Genomic DNA, 18,645 nt, shown 5'->3' with positions numbered 1-18,645 from the left:
CGCGACGTGGTTCCGGGACGATGGCCCCATGGCTCCCACCCCGACGGCCACCGAGGCGCTCGCCGACGTCGACGCACTGGGGGGCTTCTTCGTCCTCGCGACCGGCCGGGTCGAGGGCGCCGACCCCTCCTGGCGCCCGCTGCCGGAGTTCCGGGGCGACGTCCTCGACGCCCGCATCGACGCGATCGCCGGTCAGCTCGGCGCCTCGCGCCGCGTCGCCGGGTCGCTGCTCGGACTCTCGGTGTCGGCGCGGATCACCGGCCTGGTCCTCGGCGCCGCCGCCCTGCACGGGCTGGTGCCCCGCCTGCACGACCGGCTCCACTGGCGTCCGTGGTCCGGCGGGCCCGCCCCGCTGTGGGTCGAGGTCCCGGACGCGATCGACCACGACGACCTCGGCGCCGCCGCCACCGCCGAGATCGCCCGGACCCTGCAGCCGGTCCTCACCGCGATCGAGGAGCAGGCGGCCGTCTCGGCGCAGGTCCTGTGGGGCAACGTCGCGTCGTCGGTGGGCGGCGCGCTGCGGATGATCCTCACCGACCGCCCGGGTGCCGCCGGCCACGCGGTCGAGGTCGCGCGCGCCGTCGTCGGGAACCCGCCGTTGACGGGGCTGGGGGAGTTCGGGCCGGAGCCCGGGCACCCGACCGGCATCGGGTTCAGGCGCCGGACGTGCTGCCTGTTCTACCGGGTGCCCGGTGGCGGGACGTGCGGTGACTGCGTGCTCGCGTCACGGTAGCGGCGGCCAGGCGAGGAGCAGGTTCGCCGCGAGGATCAGCGAGATCACGCCGACCAGGGCGAACAGCGCGACGACCGCGCCCGCCGGGATCCCGGTGAGGTGCTCGACCTGGTCCGGGTCGGAGGTCGGGGCGCCCCGGCGCTGCAGCCGTGAGCGCTTCTGCGCCATCTCCAGCACCGTCCGCAGTCCGCCCACGATGAGGAACCAGGTGACGAAGCAGGCGAAGGCGTACTGCCACGTCACCGAGCCGTAGGCGATGACCAGCGCGACGACGGCCCCCGTCAGGACCACCGAGACCACCCCGAAGACGTTGCGGATCAGCACGAGCGTGCCGAGCAGCACCATGATCGCCAGACCGAGCATCGTCGGGACCGCCCCGCCCGCAACCAGGGCGGCGGCCCCGAGCCCGAGCAGCGGCGGCGTCGGGTAGCCGGCGAAGGCCGTGAGCGCCATGCCGGGGCCGGTCGGCCGACCCTTCGACAGGGTCACGCCGGAGGTGTCGGAGTGCAGGCGGATGCGGGTCAAGGTCCGGCCGGTCGCGATGGCGACCAGCGCGTGCCCACCCTCGTGGGCGATCGTCACGACGTTCCGCGCGACCCGCCAGGTCGAGTCGAAGGCGATGACGAGCAGGGCGACGAGGCCGGCGCAGACGACCAGGGCGACCTGGGTCTGGGCGGCGGTGAGGTCACCGAGTGGTTCGAGCACAGTGCCCGGAACCGTAGCGTGGGGACCTGTGACGACCGAGTTGCGGATGCGGACCCCGGCCGGGCGCTGGGTGCTGGCGACGACGGTGCTCGGGTCGGGTCTGGCGATGCTCGACTCGACGGTGGTGAACGTCGCCCTCGAGCGGATCGGGTCGGACTTCGGTGCCGAGTTCGCCGACCTCCAGTGGACGATCAACGCCTACACGCTCACCCTCGCCGGGTTCATCCTGCTGGGCGGCTCCCTGGGTGACCGGTTCGGGCGTCGGCGGGTGTTCCTCGTCGGCGTCGTCTGGTTCGCCGTGGCGTCCGCGTTGTGCGGTCTCGCGCCGTCGGTGGAGGTGCTGATCGCGGCCCGCGCGCTGCAGGGCGTCGGCGGTGCGCTCCTGACGCCGGGCTCGCTCGCCCTGATCTCCGCCTCCTTCCACGGGGAGGACCGCGCCGCGGCGATCGGGGCGTGGTCGGGTCTCGCCGGGGTGGCCGGCGCCGTGGGTCCCTTCGTCGGCGGCTGGCTCGTCGAGTGGAACTGGCGGGCGGTCTTCCTCGTGAACCTCCCGGTCGCCGCCGTCGTCGTGGCCGCCGCGCTGCGCCACGTGCCGGAGTCGCGCGACCCGTCCGCCGCGCAGCACCTCGACCTCCCGGGCACGGTCCTCGCCCTCGTCGGGCTCGGCGCCGTCACCTGGGCGCTCACCGAGGCCGGTGCGGCCGGCACCACCCCGGCGGTCCTGACGACGGGTGCGGCCGGGGTGGTCGCGCTCGTCGCCTTCGTCGTGGTGGAACGTCGGTCGCGCTCGCCGCTCGTCCCGCCGGACCTGTTCGCCAACCCGCGGTTCAGCGCCCTCAACGTCGTGACGCTGCTGATGTACGCCGCGCTCGGGGTGCTGTTCGTGCTCCTGGTGCTGCAGCTGCAGGTGGTCGCCGGCTTCTCGCCGCTGCGGGCCGGGCTGTCGACCCTCCCGATCACGCTCGTGATGCTGCTGCTCTCCGCCCGCGCCGGACGGCTCGCGACGCGGATCGGGCCGCGGCTGCCGATGACGGTCGGCCTGGTGGTCGCCGCCGGCGGCATGCTGCTGCTCCTGCGGGTCGGGCCGGGGGCCTCGTACTGGACCGAGGTGCTGCCCGCGGTGGTGCTGTTCGCGCTCGGGCTGGCGGCGACCGTGGCGCCGCTGACCGCGACCGTGCTCGACGCGGCCGACGACCGGCACGCGGGGGTCGCGTCCGGGGTGAACAACGCCGTCGCCCGCGCCGCCGGCCTGCTCGCCGTCGCCGTGATCCCCGCCGCCGCGGGCATCGCCGGGGCGGACTACACGGACCCGGTGGCGTTCTCGGCGGGCTACCACCGGGCCGTCGTCATCGCGGCGTGCCTGCTCCTGGGTGCGGCCCTGCTCACGGCCCTGCTGCTGCGCCCCACGTCGCGCTTCCAGGTGCACGAGTGCTCGCACTGCGGGGTCTCCGAACCCGCCCCCGACCCCGGCTGACCCGCCGTCGGGACCCTCGCGTGCCCGCGGACGTGTCAAGCAGGGGCAAGCGGGGGAAGCAGGTCTTCGTGACCGATCCCGGAGGCACCCCGCCCACCGTCTTCGTCCTGTTCGGCGCGAGCGGCGACCTCGCGGCACGGCTCGTGCTGCCGGCGTTCTTCCGGCTCGCCCAGGAGAAGCTCCTGCCCGCGCAGTGGCAGCTGATCGGCAGCGGGCGCCGCGAGCTCTCCGACGACGACTTCCGCTCCCACGTGCACGAGAAGCTGACCGAGTTCGGGCCGAAGCCCGACGACGGTCCCCGTGACGTCTGGGAGGAGTTCGCCGGTCGCCTGCACTTCGCCGGCAAGGGCTTCACCGTCGACGACCCCGGCGAGCTGGTCGACAAGGTCGCCCAGGCCGAGCAGGAGCTGGGCGACGGCGATCCGTCGGCCGTCCAGCGGGTGCACTACCTCGGGCTCCCGCCCACCACCTTCGAGGACTACACCAACGCGCTCGCCGCCCACGACCTCGTGGAGCGCAGCCGCGTGGTCTACGAGAAGCCGTTCGGCACCTCGCTGGAGTCGTTCCGCTCGCTCGACGAGGCGGTGCACCGGGTCTACGACGAGTCCGTGATCTACCGGATCGACCACTTCCTCGGGAAGGAGGCGACCCAGCAGCTGCGTGCGCTGCGGTTCGCCAACGGCCTGTTCGGGTCGAGCTGGGACCGCCACCACGTCGCCGCCGTGCAGATCGACGTCCCGGAGACCCTCGACGTCGCCGACCGGGCCGAGTTCTACGACGAGACCGGTGCGGTGCTCGACATGCTCGTCACCCACCTGTTCCAGGTGGCGGCCGAGATCGCGATGGAGCCGCCGAGGAGTCTCGCCGCGGACGACATCGCGCAGGCCCGCGCGGACGCGGTGAAGGCCTTCCGTGCGCTCACCACCGACGACGTGGTGCGCGGACAGTTCGACGGCTACCGCGACATCGACGAGGTGGCCGACGACTCCGACACCGAGACCTTCGTCGCGGCCCGGATGTTCGTCGACACCGACCGCTGGCGCGACGTCCCGTTCCTCATGCGGACCGGCAAGAAGATGGCCGAGAGCCACCAGAAGGTCTCGCTGGTGATGCGCGACCCGCAGGGTGGCCCCTACTGCGCGCCCGACGAGGACGGCGGGGCGGGCGCCGACATCCCCCAGCGCGGCAACGTCATCCGCTTCGACCTCTCCGGCGACGGCGAGCTCGGCATCTCGATGAACATCGAGCTGCCCGGCAGCCAGTCCCAGCTCACCACGCAGTGGACGACGATCCCGCTGCACGACGTGCACGGCGGCGACCCGCTGCCGCCCTACGTCCGGCTCATCCACGACATCCTGCTCGGCGACCGGACGCTGTTCACCCGGCCCGACGGGCTCGAGGAGGTCTGGGAGGCCGCGGGCGCCGCCCTCGACGGCTCGGCGCCGATCGAGTCCTACGAGCCCGGGTCCTGGGGACCGCGCGACGCGCTGCGCCTCGCCGAGCCGATCGGCTGGACGCTAGGCGACCAGTGACGGGTGGATCCAGCTGGTGACCGGCAGGTCCTCGCCCGGCGGCGGCCACAGCGGCGAGTCCTCGGGGTGGTCGTCGTCGACGATGCGGTGGGCGAGCGCCGTCGCCTCCTCACGCAGCGGCGCCGGCACCGCGGACGGGTCGACGGCCACGCCGGTCAGCCCGTTGCTCACGACGTTGACCGCCGCGTCGGACAGGTCGTCGTAGCGCCCGGTGCGACGCCGGACGAGGACGATCGAGCGGGCCTGCAGCAGCAGGGCGGTCACGGCGTGCCCGTGACGGACGCGGGTGCGCATGTCGCACCTCCAGACGCGTTGGGGAGCGCTCCCCAGGGTGCCTGCTCGGTCTTCCTGACGACGGGTGAGCCACGTCGCCTGTGCCGTCGGCCCAGCGCACGGCACCGTCTCGGGTGGCGCCCGTGATGTCACCCACCGCCGTCGTGGTCGTTCCTCGTCGGCGAGTGCGGCGATGTGTGTCGGAGGTGACGCACATCGCCGCACTCGGCGCCCGCCCCCCTATCTCAGGGCGTCCAGCACGAGGTCGACGTCGGCGTCGGTGTTGTGCAGGTGGAGGCCGACCCGCGTGGCGCCGGCCCGGGCGGCGCAGCGCACACCGGCGTCGAGCAGGCGCTGCGGGTCGCCCGGGATCGAGACGATCGGGCTCGACGACGGCGGGAGGTCGAGGGCCGTGCGGAGGCGGTCCGCGAGCCGGACGCCGTGCGCGTGCACGGCGGCCCGGTCGAGCCCGGCCAGCCACGGCAGGGCGACGGCCGCACCTGCGAAGGCCGACCAGGCGGGGGAGACGTCCAGGCGACGGGCCGTCCCGGCCAGCCGGAGCGGGAGGCCGTAGACCGCGTCCCACCGGTCCTCGCCCGCGTACCACCCCGCCGCGCTCGGCGTCACCCGCTCCAGGGCCCGCGCGGAGAACGCCCCCCACGCGCAGCCGCGGGGCGAGAGCAGCCACTTGTACCCGCCCGCGACGACGACGTCGGCCCAGGACAGGTCCGCCGGCAGCCAGCCCAGCGACTGCGTCGCGTCCAGCACGACGACGGCCCCCGACCCGCGCAGGGCGTCGAGGTCGACCAGGGTGCCGTCGGCGGACTGCGCGACGCTGACGGCGACGACGTCGTGGTCGCCCGCGCGCTCGCCGACCGCGGCGACCGGGACCTCGGTGACCTCGTGCCCGCAGGCGGCGAACGGGAAGCTCACGCTGGTGAACTCGCCGGCCGCCGTGAGCACGCGCGTGCCCGCGGGGAACGACGCGGCGACCGGCCCGAGCAGTCCGGAGACGACCGACCCGACCGCCACGTCCGTCGTCGGGAAGCCGGTGAGGGCCGCGAAGGCGGCGCGGGTCACGTCGACCGGGCCGTCCATCGCGGGGGCGGAGATGCGGCCCGCGGCCCAGTCGTCGACCCAGGAGCGGACGGCGTCGACCACGTGCCGTGGCGGGATGCCGACCGACGGCGTGTTCAGGTACCCGGGCTCGACGTCGAAGTCGGCGCCGAAGGCAGTGATCACCCGCCGCACGCTAGCCGTCGTCGTGCGTCCCGAGGACTGTCACTGCGCCCACGGTGGCAGGGCCGCCGGGTCGGGCCGACCGACCCCGTTCGAGGAGCCGTCGGGGGAGGCGTGCCGCCCGGCGGGGGGCGGCCCGCTCCGGGGCCGGCTGGGGTCCGACAGCAGCCCGGCGAGGTCGTACGCGGTCTCGGCGTGCTCGTTCTCGTCGATGCCCGCGAGCTCCTCGTCCCGGCGGACCCGGAAGCCGATGGTCGCCGAGATGACCACGCCCAGGAAGCCCGCCACGAGGAACGAGTAGACGCCGACCGCGCCCGCGGCGAGCGCCTGCCTCCCGAGCAGGTCGAGGCCCCCGCCGTAGAGGAGGCCGTCCGCGGCGCCGGTGGTGCCGGTGCTCGACGTGCCGAACAGGCCGATGAGCAGCACGCCGATCAGCCCGCCGACGAGGTGCACCCCGACCACGTCGAGGGAGTCGTCGAACCCGAGGCGGTACTTCCAGCCGACCGCCCAGGCGCAGACCACCCCCGCGGCCAGCCCGATGCACAGGGCACCGACGGTGTTCACGTAGGCGCAGGCGGGTGTCACGGCCACGAGGCCCGCGACGGCCCCGGACGCCGCGCCGAAGGTCGTCGGTTGCCCGTCCCGGAGCCACTCGATCGCCATCCACCCGAGGACGGCGACCGCGGTCGCGCCGGTGGTGTTGGTGAACGCGAGCCCTGCGGTGTCGGTGGCGGCGAGCGCCGAGCCGGCGTTGAACCCGTACCAGCCGAACCACAGGAGGCTGGCGCCGAGCAGGATGAACGGTACGTGGTGGGGCCGGGGTGCCGAGCGGGGCCAGCCCTCCCGACGCCCGAGCACGAGGGCGAGCGCGAGGGCGGCGGCACCCGCGTTGATGTGCACCGCCGTGCCCCCCGCGAAGTCCTCGGCCTTGAGCACGTTGGCGATCCAGCCCCCGTCGGCCGGCCCACCGGACACCGACGACGCGTACCCGGAGAAGTCGAAGACCCAGTGCGCCACCGGGAAGTAGACGAGGGTCGACCAGAGCGCCACGAAGACCATCCAGGCGCCGAACCGCGCGCGGGCGGCGATCGCTCCGGCGATGAGGGCCGGGGTCACCACCGCGAACATGAGCTGGAACATCACGTAGGCGAACATCGGGATGGTGTGACCCGGCGCCGACGTGACCGTCGCCCCGATGACGGCCCGCATCCCCGCGTGCTCCAGGCCGCCGAACAGGCCCAGCTCCGTGGCGTCGGAGCCGAACGCCACCGAGTAGCCGTAGAGCAGCCACAGCACCGGGACGACGGCCAGGCAGGCGAACACCATCATCAGCATGTTGAGCACGCTGCGGGCGCCCACCATGCCGCCGTAGAAGAAGGCCAGGCCCGGCGTCATCAGCATGACGAGCGCGCTCGACGCCAGGACCCACGCCGTGTCCCCGGTATTGATCACACTCCGACACCACCTTCACCCGTCCAGCGCAAAACAGACTGCCGTAAGTGCCGTCGTCCCGTCACACGCCGCCGGTTTCCGATCTGTGAACAGCCCGGACAGACGACGCCGGGTGTGTCAGAGCGTCGCCAGGGCGACCGTGCCCACCACCGACACCACGGCCAGGCCGACGGCGACCGCGCGGGCCCGGGGCGCCACCGGGTCGCGCAGCACCGGGTCGCCCGCGGAGAACACCGGGGCGATCCAGCGCAGGTAGTAGAAGAGGCTCGCGATCGAGTTCACCACCGCGACGACGGCGAGCCACGCCGCCCCGCCGTCGAGCGCGGCCGCGAAGACGCCGAGCTTGCCCGCGAACACGACCGTCGGGGGCGTGCCGACCAGGCCCAGCAGGCCGACCGCCAGGGCCACGGCGAGCGCGGGATGACGCCGGGCCAGGCCGCGCTGCTCGCCGATCTCGAGGGCCTGCGGGCGCGCGGCGACGACGGCGAACACGGCCAGGTTGGTGACGGTGTACGCGGCCAGGTAGCCGAGCAGGGTCGGCAGGGCCAGCGCCGTCTCCCGCGCGACCGCGACCGGCACGAGCAGGTACCCGACCTGGCTGACCGTCGAGTAGGCGAGCAGGCGCCGCAGCGAGGTCTGGGCGAACGCGGCGAGGTTGCCCAGGGTCATCGACGCGACGGCGAGGATCGCGACGAGCAGCGGCGTCGGGACGGCCGGGACGGCGAGGGTCAACCGCCAGAGCGCGACGAGCGCGCCGATCTTGGCGGTCGTCGTCAGGACCGCGCCGGTCACGGGCGAGGTGCCGTCCACGGCGTCGGGGACCCAGTAGTGCGCGGGCACGGCCCCGGCGGCCATGAGCAGCCCGGCGAGCACGAGCACGATCCCGACGGCGGGTGCGGCTCCGGTGAGGCCCACGAGGGCGGGATAGGTGGTGGCGCCGGCGAGGCCGAGCAGCAGCGTGGTGCCGGTCAGGGCGAGCAGGCCGAAGAGGGCGGAGGTCAGGAAGTACTTGAGTGCCGCCTCAGTGGCCCGGCCGTCCCGGGCGAGACCCGCCAGCGCGGCGAGCGGGAGGCCGGCGAGCAGGACCGCGGCGGCGAGCAGGAGCAGGTCGGTGGCGCCGCCGAGCAGCATCGCGCCGACCGCGGAGAGCTGGAGCAGCACGGCGAAGGCGGTGTCGCCCCGGGCGCTCGTCAGCGGTGGCCCACCGCTGTCACCCGACGTCGGCCGTGGGCCACCGCTGACGTCCGGACGGTCCCCGGCCAGCACCAGCGTCACGACGACGGCGCCCGCCACCACGACCCGCACCACCGTGGTCGCCGTGTCCACCAGGTAGGTGCCGTCGAAGGCCGGACCCCGTGGCCCGGTCAGCGCCGCCACGGCGGCGGCGACGGCGAGGACGCCCCCGATCCCGCGCACCGCGCCCTCCCGGCCGGGCGGCAGCCAGGTCCCGACGGCGAGCCCGAGCACGGCCCCCAGCGCGAGCAGCGCCTCCGGGGCCAGCACGAGGAGGTCGGCGGTCACCGCGACACCAGGTCCACCACCGTCGCGGCCGCGGGCGCGATCGTCGAGGTCACGAGGGCGGGCGCCACCCCGATCGCGAGCGAGCCGGCCAGCAGCAGCCCGACGGCCACGGTCTGGGCCACCCGCAGGTCGACCGGGGCCGGCCGTCGGAAGGTGCCCGTCCGGGGCGGCACCCGCTCCGCTCGGCGCGGGAGGTGCCGGTCGCCGAGCAGCATCGACTGCAGCGCCCGGACGAACAGCGCGGCGGTCACGGCGAGCCCGAGGGCGGACAGCGCGGCCGCGACCGGCACGGCGGCCAGCGATCCCGCGATCATCGAGAACTCCGCGACGAACCCGGACAGGCCGGGCAGGCCGAGGGAGGCGAACGCCGCGACGGCGAAGGTCCACGAGAAGCGCGGCATCGGGCCCGCGATCCCCGACCAGGCGCCGATCTCCGAGGTCCCGCCGCGTTCGCGCAGCACGCCGGCCAGCAGGAACAGCGCCGCCGTGACCAGGCCGTGCGAGACCATCTGCACCGTGGCGCCGGTGACGGCGAGGCCCCGGGCCGCCGGACCCGCCGTCAGGAAACCGGCGGCGCCGAGGGCGAGCAGGACGTAGCCCATGTGGTTCACCGAGGTGTAGGCGATCATCCGCTTGAGGTCGCGCTGGGCGAGCGCGACCAGCGCGCCCCACAGCACCGACACCACGCCGAGCACCACCGCGACCAGCGCGACCGAGCGCCACGGCCCGGGCAGCAGCGGCAGCGCGATCCGGACGAACCCGTAGGTCCCCATCTTCAGCAGCACCGCCGCGAGCACCGCCGACCCGGCCGCCGGGGCGTCGGTGTGGGCCGGCGGGAGCCACGTGTGCACCGGCCAGACCGGCGTCTTGATCGCGAGCCCGACGCCGATGGCCACGAGGGCGAGGGTCCCGGCGGTGCCGCCGAGGGGACGGGCGGCCAGCGTCGGGATGTCGAAGGTGAGCGCCGGCCCGGAGACGGCGAGCGCGAGGAAGCCGAGCAGCATCACGAGCGACCCGACGAAGGTGTACAGGAAGAACTGCAGGGCGCTGCGGGCCCGCTCGCCGCTGCCCCAGCCCGCGATCACGAAGTACATGAGCACGATCGCGACGTCGAAGAAGACGAAGAACAGCACGAGGTCCAGGGCGACGAACACCCCGACCGACACCGCTTCGAGCCCCAGGAAGAGCAGCACCCAGCCGCGGGTGCGCCGGGGGTCGGTGTCGCCGTCCTGGGCCGGGTCGGCGCGCAGCGAGTACAGCGCCACGGCGAGGAACACCACCGTCGTCATCGCCACCAGCGGCGCCGACAGGCCGTCGAGACCCAGGTGGTAGCCGACCCCGAACGCCGGGATCCACGGCACCACCACCTCGTGCGCGTAGCCGGTGCCGACACCGGCCCACGCCACCCCCGCCAGCACCGCCTCGAGCAGCGCGAGCACGATCCACGCGCCCAGCAGCACCTCGCGGCGCGTCACCGGGACCAGCAGCAGCGCCACCACCAGCGGCGCCACCCACATCACGGTCAGCATCAGCGCACCCCCGCCGACACCACGACCACCGCCACGGCCGCCAGCACGCCGATCGCGATCACCCCCTGGGCGTAGTACTGGTGCTGCTGCCCGGTCTGCGGGCGCCGCGCGAGGTCACCGAGACGGCGGATTCCGGTGGCGAGCCGGTCGACCGCCGCCGCGACCGGCCGTTCGCCGTACCGCTGGACGCCCTGGGCCAGGTCCGGCACCGTCGTCGCGGCCCGGGGCACGGCCGCACCGAGGGTCGCGTCGGCCCGGTCGAGCAGCCGCGCCAGCGCCAGCACCGGGGTCCCGACGACGGGTCCGACCAGCCGCTCGAGCCCGAACCAGCCGCGTGCGGTGCCGGCCGCCCGACCCCAGGCCCGCGAGCGCAGCTGCACCGGGCGTGTGTGGAGCGCCCAGGTGGCCGCGGCCGCGAGGACGACCACCACCCCCGTCGTCACCAGCTCGCCCGGATCGGCGCCGGGCACGAGCCCGACCGCCACGCCGACGGCGCCCAGCGCGACCGCGGGCACCGTGAGGACGGCGAGAGCGGCGGTGATGGCGACCGGGACGTGGCGGCGGGGGCGGCCGGAGCGCCCGGCGCGATCCGGTCCCCGCCGGATCGACGGCGAGCGCACGGGCCGCCAGACGAACCACGCAGCGCGAGTGGCGGAGACCGCGGAGAGCGTCGTCGCCAGCAGCGCGGCCACGGTCAGCCCGCCGTCACCGAGCGGGATGGCGGCGAGCACGGCGTCCTTGGTCCACCAGATCGACAGCGGCGGCACCCCGGCGAGCGCGATCGCGCCGACGGTGAAGGGGACGCCGACCGCGGGGTGCCGCCGGGCCGCGCCCCGCAGCGCGGGCAGGGCACGGGTGCGCAGCAGCGCGAGCCAGCCGCCCGCGGCGAGGAAGAGCAGCGCCTTCACCGCGGCGTGCGCGACGAGCAGGCCGGCCGCCCCGCCGAGGGCGCCCACCCCGGCGCCGAGCACCATGAGGCCCACCTGCGAACAGGTGGACGCGGCGAGCAGCTGCTTGAGGTCGCGCTGGACGCAGGCGACGAGGCCGAGCACCACCGCGGTGAGGGCGCCCGCCCACGCCACGGTGGTCGCGGCCCAGCCCGTCGTCGCGAGCAGGGGAGCTGCGCGGATGAGCAGCACCGCGCCGGCCGCCACCATGGTCGCCGAGTGCAGCAGCGCCGAGACCGGGCTCGGTCCGATCATCGCCCCGGAGAGCCAGCCGGAGAACGGCAGCTGCGCGGACTTGCCGAGGGCGGCGACGACGAGCCCGGCCGCGATCAGCGAGGTCCACCCGGGGTCGGCGGTGGCGAGCCCGGCGAGGGACAGGCCGGGGACCCCGGCGGCCAGCGCAGCGCCGGTGGCGAGGTAGAGCCCGACGTCGGCGGTCCTCGTCGTCAGGAAGGCGCGGCCGGCGGCGGGCCCGACCGCCGGGTCGCGGCGGTCGAAGGCGATGAGGGCCCAGCTCGCCGCGCCCATCACCTCCCAGGGAGCGAGCAGGGCGGGCAGCGTTGCGGCGGTGACCGTGGCGAGCATGGCCCCGAGGAACACGAGGACCATCCCGACGAACCGGCCCCGTCGCAGCCGGTCCTCCCCGGCGGCCGCGAGGAGCACGAGTGCGCCGATCACGGCGACCGTCACCGCGAGGACCGCGCCGAGGCCGTCGACGGCGTAGGTGAACGTGATCCCCGGGACCAGCGGGACGATCAGCACCGGGAGCCCGAGGACGGGGCGGGCGGTCGCGAGCTGGAGGGCCAGCGCGGCGGTGACGACGGCCGCCACCAGCCCCGCCGCGACCACCCGCGCCCCGGTCGCGCGCGGGAAGGCGGTGAGCAGCACCAGACCGGCGAGGACGGGGACGGCGATGAGCAGTGCCAGGAGGAGCGTCATCCGGCGAGCTCCCCGGCGTCGTCGGTCAGGTCGACCTGCCGGGCGCGGTAGAGCGCGAGGGCCACGGCGAAGCCCAGGGCCATCTCGACGGCCATCACGGTCAGGAGCACGACGATCAGCACGCTCGCCGCGACCGGCTGCCCGCCCGCCCACCAGAACGCGCCCGCACCCAGGATCAGGCCGTTCACCACCAGCTCCAGGCCCATCATGATCATGACGATCGACTGCTGCGAGAGCGCCCCGTAGAGCCCGGTCGCGACGAGCGCCGCGGCGACGGTGAGCGCGATCCGCAGGACGAGCTCGGTCACCGTCGGCTCACCGCCACGGCGACGGCTCCGACGATCGTGGCCAGCAGCGCCAGGCCGAGTGTCATCATCGTCAGCATCTGCCCGCCCATGAGCGCGTCGCCCAGGGCGACCGTCGGGTCCGGACCCACGGCAGGACCCGACGTCACACCCCGCGACGCTGCGCTCGCCCGGACCGGGAAGGGGACCAGCCAGACGCCCGCGGTGAGGAGCCCGAAGGCGACGAGCGCGATGGCCCAGGAGCCGCGGCGGTTGTGGACCATCGTCATCGGCATGAGCCCGGCCGGGTTCATCATGAGCATGACCATGAAGACGACCATGATCATCATCTCGATCGTCATCATGAGGATCACGACGGTCCCGAGGTAGCCGAGCCCGAAGCCGATCAGCACCACCGCGACCGCGACGAACGACGCGAGCAGCAGGAACGTCGCGCGCGCCATCGAGTCGACCGTGAACACGAGCAGCCCGGTGATCACCGCGACCGCGCCCAGGGCGGCGACCAGCGCGATCACGGGAGGACCACCACGGTGACGACGAGCGCCTGCGCCACGGCGAGGGGGATGAGGACGGTCCACGCGAGGGTGGCGAACCGGGCCATCCGCAGCATCGGCACGGCGCGCCGTAGGGCGAGGAGCAGCCCGAGCACGACGACGAGCTTGACCGCGAACCACAGCACGGGCAGCCCGGGGAACGGGTCGGGCCCGGTGATCGGCGGCGGCGCCCCGCCGCCGAGGAAGAGCGGCACCGCCATCGCCGCGGCCGCCGTGAGGAGCATCCAGCGCCCGGCGAGCAGGAGCAGCCGGTCCAGCCCGGCGTGCTCGGCGGCGGCACCGCCCGCGAGGTCGCGGCCCAGCGGCGCGGCGAACGGGCCCCAGAAGGCCATGGCGGCGACCGAGAGCAGGTAGAGCAGGAAGGCCGCCGGCATCCACACGGCGTACCAGAGGTCGTGCTGGGCGGCGGCGATGACCCCGGGGGACAGCGAGCCCGCGGCGATCGCCGGGGTGATGATCGCGAGCATGTGCGGCAGCTCGTAGGCGAGTCCCAGCGGGAGGACGCGGTACCCGCCGGCGAGGCTCGTGGCCGCGTTCGGTCCCCAGCCGACCACCCACACCGCGAACCAGGCGACGACCTCCATCGCGTTGAACCACACGACCCCGACGCCGAGGTCGACCGGCGCCCGGTCACCGAGCGGGACGACGGCGAGCGCGAGCACGGCGGCGACCGGGAGCGCGGTCAGGCCGATCCGGGCGAGGGCGGGGTCGTCGGAGAGGGTGCGGCGGCGCTGCTTGGTCAGCAGGCGCAGGGTCTCGACGACGGGTGCGGTCGGCCCCTCGCCGGCCGTGGCGGCGCCGGCGGCCGCCGCCAGCCCGGCGACGACGACCAGGGCGGGGGCGAGGAGGACCAACTCGACCAGCTCAGTGATGCTGATGGGCCACCTCCGCCGGGGTGAAGGCGGTGACCGGGCCGGCGCCGAGGGCGGTGTCGGGGTCCATCGCGGCGAGGGCGAGCCGGGCGGCGCCGAGCTCGAGCCCGACCATCGCCTGCACGGCCTTCTCGGCGGTCGGCCGCACCGGGGGCGGGAGGCTGCCGCCCAGCGCGCCCGCGAGGTTCGCGACCCGCTCCTCGAGCGTCCGTTCCTCGACCGGCCCGCCGACGAGCGGGACGTCCCGGAGGGCCCAGCGCAGCGGCCGGTTCCGCCGCAGCCGCCGCCCGAAGGTGGTGAGCTCGCCGGGCTCCGGGTCGCGGTCGCGCAACTGCCGGGCCCGGGCGGCGAGGTGGTCGGCGCCGAGGAGACCGAGGACCCGGGTGAGGATGTCGAGCCGCGTCCGGTCCGGGCCGAGCGGGGACCGCCCGCGGCTGCCGGGGCCGACGCTGGCCGGCACGTCGAGCACCTCGGCCCGCGCGTCGGTGATCAGGTCCCCGGCCAGGGTCACGTGCGCCACGAGACCGGCCGGCCAGTGGGGGAGGACCGGCCCGACCGCCACGTGCAGCGCGTCGAGGGCGAGCCCGTCGTGGTCGTAGAAGGCGAGGTCGGCCATCTGGGGCTCGCCCACCTCCTGTGGCAGGACGTCGTTGCTGTCACTGGCCGACAGCAACGACGTCCTGCCACGCGACGCGACCAGCCCCGCCGCCGCCTCGTCGAGCACCGACCGGAGCGCGACCTCCGTCGGGACTCCCACCAGCGCCCGGGGCGCCGGGACCGTCGCCCACACCGACCGGACCACGTCGGCGAGCCTCGGCCCCGGTGTGCCGAGCACGAGCACCACGTCGGTGTCGGCGGGGGAGGACGCCGCAGGCCAGCGGCGGCGGGCGAGCTCCGCCTCGACGGCCGTACGCAGCCCGGCGTCCACGGTCGCGGGCGCGACCGTCAGGACGTGCGGGCGACGCGCGACGACGGAGGTCAGGACCACCGGAAGGCGCCCTCCCGCCAGGCGTAGCCGACCCCGACGAGCAGGACCGCGAGGAAGACGAACATCTCGACCGCGGCACCGGTGCCGGTCCGCGCGACGACGAGCGTCCACGGGTACATGAAGAGCATCTCCATGTCGAAGGCCAGGAAGACCAGCGCGAGGGTCGGCCAGCGGACGTGCCAGCGGGACACGGCGTGCTCGACCACCGGCATCCCGCCCGCGTGCGGGGCGGCGACGAGGGGACGCCGCCGCCCGCGGGTCGCCCGCAGCGTCCACGACACGGCGACGACCAGCCCGACCCCGACCAGGGCGGCCCCGCCGACGACGGCCAGCGCCACGAAGGGGCTCACCGGAACCGCCGCAGCCGCAGGCTGTTGCCCACGACGAACACGCTGGAGAACGCCATCGCGGCGCCCGCGATCATGGGGTTGAGCAGACCGGACGCGGCCAGCGGGAGGGCGGCCACGTTGTAGGCGAACGCCCAGAACAGGTTGCCGCGGATCGTCGCGAGGGTGCGGCGGGCGAGGCGCAGCGCGTCGGGCACCGCGCGCAGGTCCTCGCGGACCAGCGTCACGTCGCCCGCCTCGATCGCCACGTCCGTGCCCGCACCCATGGCGAGCCCGAGGTCGGCCCGGGCGAGCGCAGCGGCGTCGTTCACGCCGTCTCCCACCATCGCCACCGTGTGCCCCTCGGCCTGCAGTGCGGCGACCGCGTCGGCCTTCCCCTCCGGCAGCACCCCGGCGCGGACGTCGTCGATGCCCACGCTCGCCGCCACGGCCCGGGCGGCCGCCTCGTGGTCGCCGGTGAGCAGCACGGGCCGTACGCCGAGGTCGCGCAGCGCGCGCACCGCGTCGGCCGAGGTCTCCCGGACGGTGTCGGCCACCGCGAGCACGGCCCGCGCCGTGCCGTCCCAGCCGACGACGACGGCGGTGGCCCCGTCGGCCTGCGCGGCCTCGAGGTCGGCGGTGAGTGCGGCGGTGAGGGGCATCCCCCGCTCGGCCAGCAGCGCGGGCCGGCCGACGAGCACGTCCACGCCGTCCACCGTCCCGCTCACCCCCAGTCCGTCGATCGTCCGTGCGTCGGTCGCGGCGGGCAGCGCCCCCGCGCGCCGGCCCGCCTCCGCGATCGCCCGCGCGATCGGGTGGGTGGACCCGTCCTCGACCGCCGCGGCGTACCGGAGCGCGGTGTCCTCCACGTCCCCGACCAGCCGCATCCGCCCCGTGGTGAGGGTGCCGGTCTTGTCGAGGACCACGGTGTCGACGCGCCGGGTGGACTCCAACACCTCCGGGCCACGCAGCAGGATGCCGAGCTGTGCGCCCCGGCCGGTGCCGACCATCAGGGCCGTCGGCGTGGCCAGGCCGAGCGCGCACGGGCAGGCGATGATGAGGACGGCGACGGCGGCGGTGAAGGCCCCGCTCACGTCGCCCGGGACCACGAGCCAGCCCACGAAGGTGAGCACGGCGACCGCGATCACGACGGGCACGAACACGCCCGACACCCGGTCGGCCAGCCGCTGGATCGCAGCCTTGCCGTTCTGCGCGTCGGCCACCCGCGCCGCGATGCGCGCGAGCTGGGTGTCCGCGCCGACCCGCGTCGCGCGCACCACCAGCCGCGACCCGACGGCGACGCAGCCCCCGACCACCTCGGAGCCGGGCGACACCTCGACCGGCACCGACTCCCCGGTCACGGTGCTCGCGTCGACCGCGCCGACCCCGGAGACGACGACGCCGTCGGTCGCGACCCGTTCGCCCGGGCGGACCACGAACTGGTTCCCGACGACGAGCCGCTCCACCGGGACGCGCTGCTCGCCGTCCTCGGTGAGCAGCGCGACGTCCTTGGCGCCCAGGTCCAGCAGGGCGCGTAGCGCGGCGCCGGCCCGCCGCCTGGCGCGGGCCTCGAAGAAGCGGCCGGCGAGCACGAACGTGGTGACGGCGGCCGCGGTCTCGAGGTAGATCGCGTCGCCCGGGTCGGCGGTGAAGGAGAGTTCGTGGGTCATGCCCGGCATGCCGGCGTCCCCGAACAGCAGCGCCCAGACCGACCACAGCAGGGCGGCGAGCGTGCCGACCGAGATCAGGGTGTCCATCGTCGCCGTGCCGTGGCGCAGGTTCACCGCCGCGGCCCGGTGGAAGCGCCACCCACCCCAGACGACGACGGGAGCGGCCAGCACCAGGGAGATCCACTGCCAGTCGACGAACTGCCAGGCGGGGACCATCGCGAGCGCCACGACGGGCACCGAGAGCGCCGCGCTGACCAGCACGCGGTGACGGAGCGCGTCGACCTCGGGGTCGGAGCCGTCGGACTCCCCGGATGCGGGCTCCTCGCGCGTCGCCGGCGGGGTCGCGCCGTAGCCGAGCTTCTCGACGGTCTCGACCAGCGTGTCCGTCGCCATCCCCGCCGGGTGGTCGACGTGCGCGTTCTCCGTGGCGTAGTTGACGCTCGCGGTGACGCCCTCGAGGCGGTTGAGCTTCTTCTCGATGCGCATCGCGCACGAGGCGCACGTCATCCCGGAGATGGCGAGCTGCGTGCTCGTGCGGCCGTCGACGGCGGGCGTCATCGTCTCCACGTCTACCAGTGGTACCCCTGGGGGGTATTCGAGTCAATCGGGGAAGGTATACCCCACCCCGGTATGATGACACCCGTGAGCGAGCACCAGCACGGCTACTCCCCGCACAAGGACGCGCACCTGCGACGCCTGAAGCGCGTCGAGGGCCAGGTCCGGGGCATCGCGCGCATGGTCGAGGAGGACAAGTACTGCATCGACGTCCTCACGCAGGTCAGCGCCGTGACCGGCGCGCTGCAGAACCTCGCGCTCGCGCTGCTGGAGGAGCACATGGGCTCCTGTGTGGTCGACGCCGCCAAGGCGGGGGACGCGGAGGCGAAGGAGAAGGTCGCGGAGGCCTCGGCCGCGATCGCCCGGCTCGTGCGGTCCTGACCGACGGGTCGGCCGCTGGAGCGACCCCGTCGCCCCGGGGGGAGGGGCGACGGGGTCTGACCGGACTCCTCGGGGGGCGAGGAGCCCGGCGCGGGCGACTGTGCCATCTTCAACTGGTTGTACGCAACGTGATGCGGCCGCCCCATGACCGACGACACCTCCCGCCGCTGCCACGCCGCGGATGCTCCCGGTCGCCGGGGTGTCCCTCCTGATTGCGCCGGAGACGTTCGTTCCGGGACCGGGTCGGCGGGGCCCGCCCGACGACGAGGCGGGTCAGCCGACCGCGGCGACCCGTGCCCGCAGCTGGGCCGCGAGGCTCTCCACCCCGCCGAAGCGCCGGTCGACCACCAGCTGCCCGAGGCAGGACAGCAGGACCGCGGGCCACTCCACCAACCCGAGGACGCCCGCCCCGAGGAACAGTCCGTACATGAGGAGGCTCTCCGGCTCCGGCGTGTGTGCGGTGATCCACGCGCGCACGGCAGCGTCGTCGCCCCGGTCGAGCGCGTCCAGCAGGTCCGGCGCGGACAGCGGGTCCCCGTGCTTCTCCGGCGGGAGGGCCGGTGCCGCCTCGGGGCCCGTCGGGACGCTGGTCAGCACACGGTCGGCCATACGGCCCGACGCTACCCGCCGTTCACGTCGGTGTCGCCGGA

18 protein-coding genes are annotated in these 18,645 nt (G+C 75.1%); 4 read left to right on the top strand and 14 right to left on the bottom strand.

The genetic code is table 11. The annotated features are described in order from the left end of the window. Nucleotides 1-28: 28 nt before the first annotated feature. Complete coding sequence (locus QSK00_RS17435; protein WP_285592422.1) at nucleotides 29-733, top strand: (2Fe-2S)-binding protein; 705 nt, start codon at nucleotides 29-31, stop codon at nucleotides 731-733. On the opposite strand, the gene QSK00_RS17430 is transcribed toward QSK00_RS17435, so the two are convergent. Then, nucleotides 725-1,438: a M50 family metallopeptidase gene (locus tag QSK00_RS17430; protein ID WP_285592421.1), complete on the bottom strand. Its 714-nt coding sequence runs from the start codon at nucleotides 1,436-1,438 to the stop codon at nucleotides 725-727. The two genes, QSK00_RS17435 and QSK00_RS17430, sit on opposite strands and share 9 nt — an antisense overlap. 46 nt (nucleotides 1,439-1,484) lie before the next feature. On the opposite strand from QSK00_RS17430, the gene QSK00_RS17425 reads away from it, so the two are divergent. Together QSK00_RS17425 and QSK00_RS17420 are read left to right on the top strand one after the other, a co-directional pair. After that, a complete protein-coding gene (locus QSK00_RS17425) occupies nucleotides 1,485-2,912 on the top strand; it encodes an MFS transporter (RefSeq protein WP_285592554.1) in 1,428 nt (475 codons plus the stop codon). A gap of 68 nt (nucleotides 2,913-2,980) precedes the next feature. Continuing rightward, nucleotides 2,981-4,444 carry a glucose-6-phosphate dehydrogenase gene (locus QSK00_RS17420; protein ID WP_285592420.1) on the top strand — a complete coding sequence of 488 codons (1,464 nt, stop codon included), beginning with the start codon at nucleotides 2,981-2,983 and terminating at the stop codon, nucleotides 4,442-4,444. Here the strand turns inward: QSK00_RS17420 and QSK00_RS17415 are convergent. The 12 genes from QSK00_RS17415 to QSK00_RS17360 form a co-directional block, all read right to left on the bottom strand. Beyond that, complete coding sequence (locus QSK00_RS17415) at nucleotides 4,430-4,738, bottom strand: hypothetical protein (protein ID WP_285592419.1); 309 nt, start codon at nucleotides 4,736-4,738, stop codon at nucleotides 4,430-4,432. The genes QSK00_RS17420 and QSK00_RS17415 overlap by 15 nt on opposite strands. A gap of 219 nt (nucleotides 4,739-4,957) precedes the next feature. Continuing rightward, entirely contained in the window at nucleotides 4,958-5,959 is a 1,002-nt protein-coding gene (locus QSK00_RS17410; RefSeq protein WP_285592418.1) for an aminotransferase class V-fold PLP-dependent enzyme, read from the bottom strand. A 39-nt stretch (nucleotides 5,960-5,998) separates the two neighbouring features. Continuing rightward, nucleotides 5,999-7,408, bottom strand: coding sequence for an ammonium transporter (locus tag QSK00_RS17405; protein WP_285592417.1), 1,410 nt, complete (start codon nucleotides 7,406-7,408; stop codon nucleotides 5,999-6,001). A 117-nt stretch (nucleotides 7,409-7,525) separates the two neighbouring features. Then, nucleotides 7,526-8,929, bottom strand: coding sequence for an NADH-quinone oxidoreductase subunit N (locus QSK00_RS17400; protein ID WP_285592416.1), 1,404 nt, complete (start codon nucleotides 8,927-8,929; stop codon nucleotides 7,526-7,528). Continuing rightward, the gene (locus QSK00_RS17395) at nucleotides 8,926-10,458 is read right to left on the bottom strand and encodes a complex I subunit 4 family protein (RefSeq protein ID WP_285592415.1); all 1,533 of its coding nucleotides are present in this window, start codon (nucleotides 10,456-10,458) and stop codon (nucleotides 8,926-8,928) included. The genes QSK00_RS17400 and QSK00_RS17395 overlap by 4 nt, the downstream gene beginning before the upstream one ends. Continuing rightward, nucleotides 10,458-12,344, bottom strand: coding sequence for a proton-conducting transporter transmembrane domain-containing protein (locus QSK00_RS17390; RefSeq protein WP_285592414.1), 1,887 nt, complete (start codon nucleotides 12,342-12,344; stop codon nucleotides 10,458-10,460). Before QSK00_RS17390 ends, QSK00_RS17395 begins: the two co-directional genes overlap by 1 nt. Then, entirely contained in the window at nucleotides 12,341-12,652 is a 312-nt protein-coding gene (locus QSK00_RS17385) for an NADH-quinone oxidoreductase subunit NuoK (protein ID WP_285592413.1), read from the bottom strand. Before QSK00_RS17385 ends, QSK00_RS17390 begins: the two co-directional genes overlap by 4 nt. Further along, on the bottom strand, nucleotides 12,649-13,164 hold the full coding sequence (locus tag QSK00_RS17380) for an NADH-quinone oxidoreductase subunit J (RefSeq protein ID WP_285592412.1): 516 nt from the start codon (nucleotides 13,162-13,164) through the stop codon (nucleotides 12,649-12,651). Before QSK00_RS17380 ends, QSK00_RS17385 begins: the two co-directional genes overlap by 4 nt. Continuing rightward, nucleotides 13,161-14,057 (bottom strand): NADH-quinone oxidoreductase subunit H, encoded by an 897-nt coding sequence (locus tag QSK00_RS17375; RefSeq protein ID WP_285592411.1) that lies wholly within the window; start codon nucleotides 14,055-14,057, stop codon nucleotides 13,161-13,163. Before QSK00_RS17375 ends, QSK00_RS17380 begins: the two co-directional genes overlap by 4 nt. Before the next feature lie 10 nt (nucleotides 14,058-14,067). Continuing rightward, entirely contained in the window at nucleotides 14,068-15,063 is a 996-nt protein-coding gene (locus tag QSK00_RS17370) for a hypothetical protein (protein ID WP_285592410.1), read from the bottom strand. Continuing rightward, the gene (locus QSK00_RS17365) at nucleotides 15,054-15,413 is read right to left on the bottom strand and encodes an NADH-quinone oxidoreductase subunit A (RefSeq protein ID WP_285592409.1); all 360 of its coding nucleotides are present in this window, start codon (nucleotides 15,411-15,413) and stop codon (nucleotides 15,054-15,056) included. The genes QSK00_RS17370 and QSK00_RS17365 overlap by 10 nt, the downstream gene beginning before the upstream one ends. Continuing rightward, complete coding sequence (locus QSK00_RS17360) at nucleotides 15,410-17,617, bottom strand: heavy metal translocating P-type ATPase (RefSeq protein WP_285592552.1); 2,208 nt, start codon at nucleotides 17,615-17,617, stop codon at nucleotides 15,410-15,412. The genes QSK00_RS17365 and QSK00_RS17360 overlap by 4 nt, the downstream gene beginning before the upstream one ends. A gap of 84 nt (nucleotides 17,618-17,701) precedes the next feature. Here QSK00_RS17360 and QSK00_RS17355 point away from each other — a divergent pair, with 84 nt between their 5' ends. Further along, nucleotides 17,702-17,995 (top strand): metal-sensitive transcriptional regulator, encoded by a 294-nt coding sequence (locus QSK00_RS17355; RefSeq protein WP_018331607.1) that lies wholly within the window; start codon nucleotides 17,702-17,704, stop codon nucleotides 17,993-17,995. A gap of 273 nt (nucleotides 17,996-18,268) precedes the next feature. On the opposite strand, the gene QSK00_RS17350 is transcribed toward QSK00_RS17355, so the two are convergent. Then, complete coding sequence (locus tag QSK00_RS17350; protein WP_285592408.1) at nucleotides 18,269-18,604, bottom strand: hypothetical protein; 336 nt, start codon at nucleotides 18,602-18,604, stop codon at nucleotides 18,269-18,271. Between the last annotated feature and the right edge of the window lie 41 nt (nucleotides 18,605-18,645).

It is taken from the genome of Actinomycetospora sp. NBRC 106378, from assembly GCF_030269685.1.
In the GTDB taxonomy this organism is placed as follows: Bacteria; Actinomycetota; Actinomycetes; order Mycobacteriales; family Pseudonocardiaceae; genus Actinomycetospora.
This window is presented reverse-complemented; position numbering and strand designations above follow the sequence as displayed.

Bases quoted from the DNA above. Each gene is read 5' to 3' on its own strand.
- QSK00_RS17435 (WP_285592422.1), top strand. From the start codon at position 29: ATGGCTCCCACCCCGACGGCCACCGAGGCGCTCGCCGACGTCGACGCA.
- QSK00_RS17425 (WP_285592554.1), top strand. From the start codon at position 1,485: ATGCGGACCCCGGCCGGGCGCTGGGTGCTGGCGACGACGGTGCTCGGG.
- QSK00_RS17415 (WP_285592419.1), bottom strand. From the start codon at position 4,738: ATGCGCACCCGCGTCCGTCACGGGCACGCCGTGACCGCCCTGCTGCTG.
- QSK00_RS17395 (WP_285592415.1), bottom strand. From the start codon at position 10,458: ATGCTGACCGTGATGTGGGTGGCGCCGCTGGTGGTGGCGCTGCTGCTG.
- QSK00_RS17390 (WP_285592414.1), bottom strand. From the start codon at position 12,344: ATGACGCTCCTCCTGGCACTGCTCATCGCCGTCCCCGTCCTCGCCGGT.
- QSK00_RS17360 (WP_285592552.1), bottom strand. From the start codon at position 17,617: ATGACGCCCGCCGTCGACGGCCGCACGAGCACGCAGCTCGCCATCTCC.
- QSK00_RS17350 (WP_285592408.1), bottom strand. From the start codon at position 18,604: ATGGCCGACCGTGTGCTGACCAGCGTCCCGACGGGCCCCGAGGCGGCA.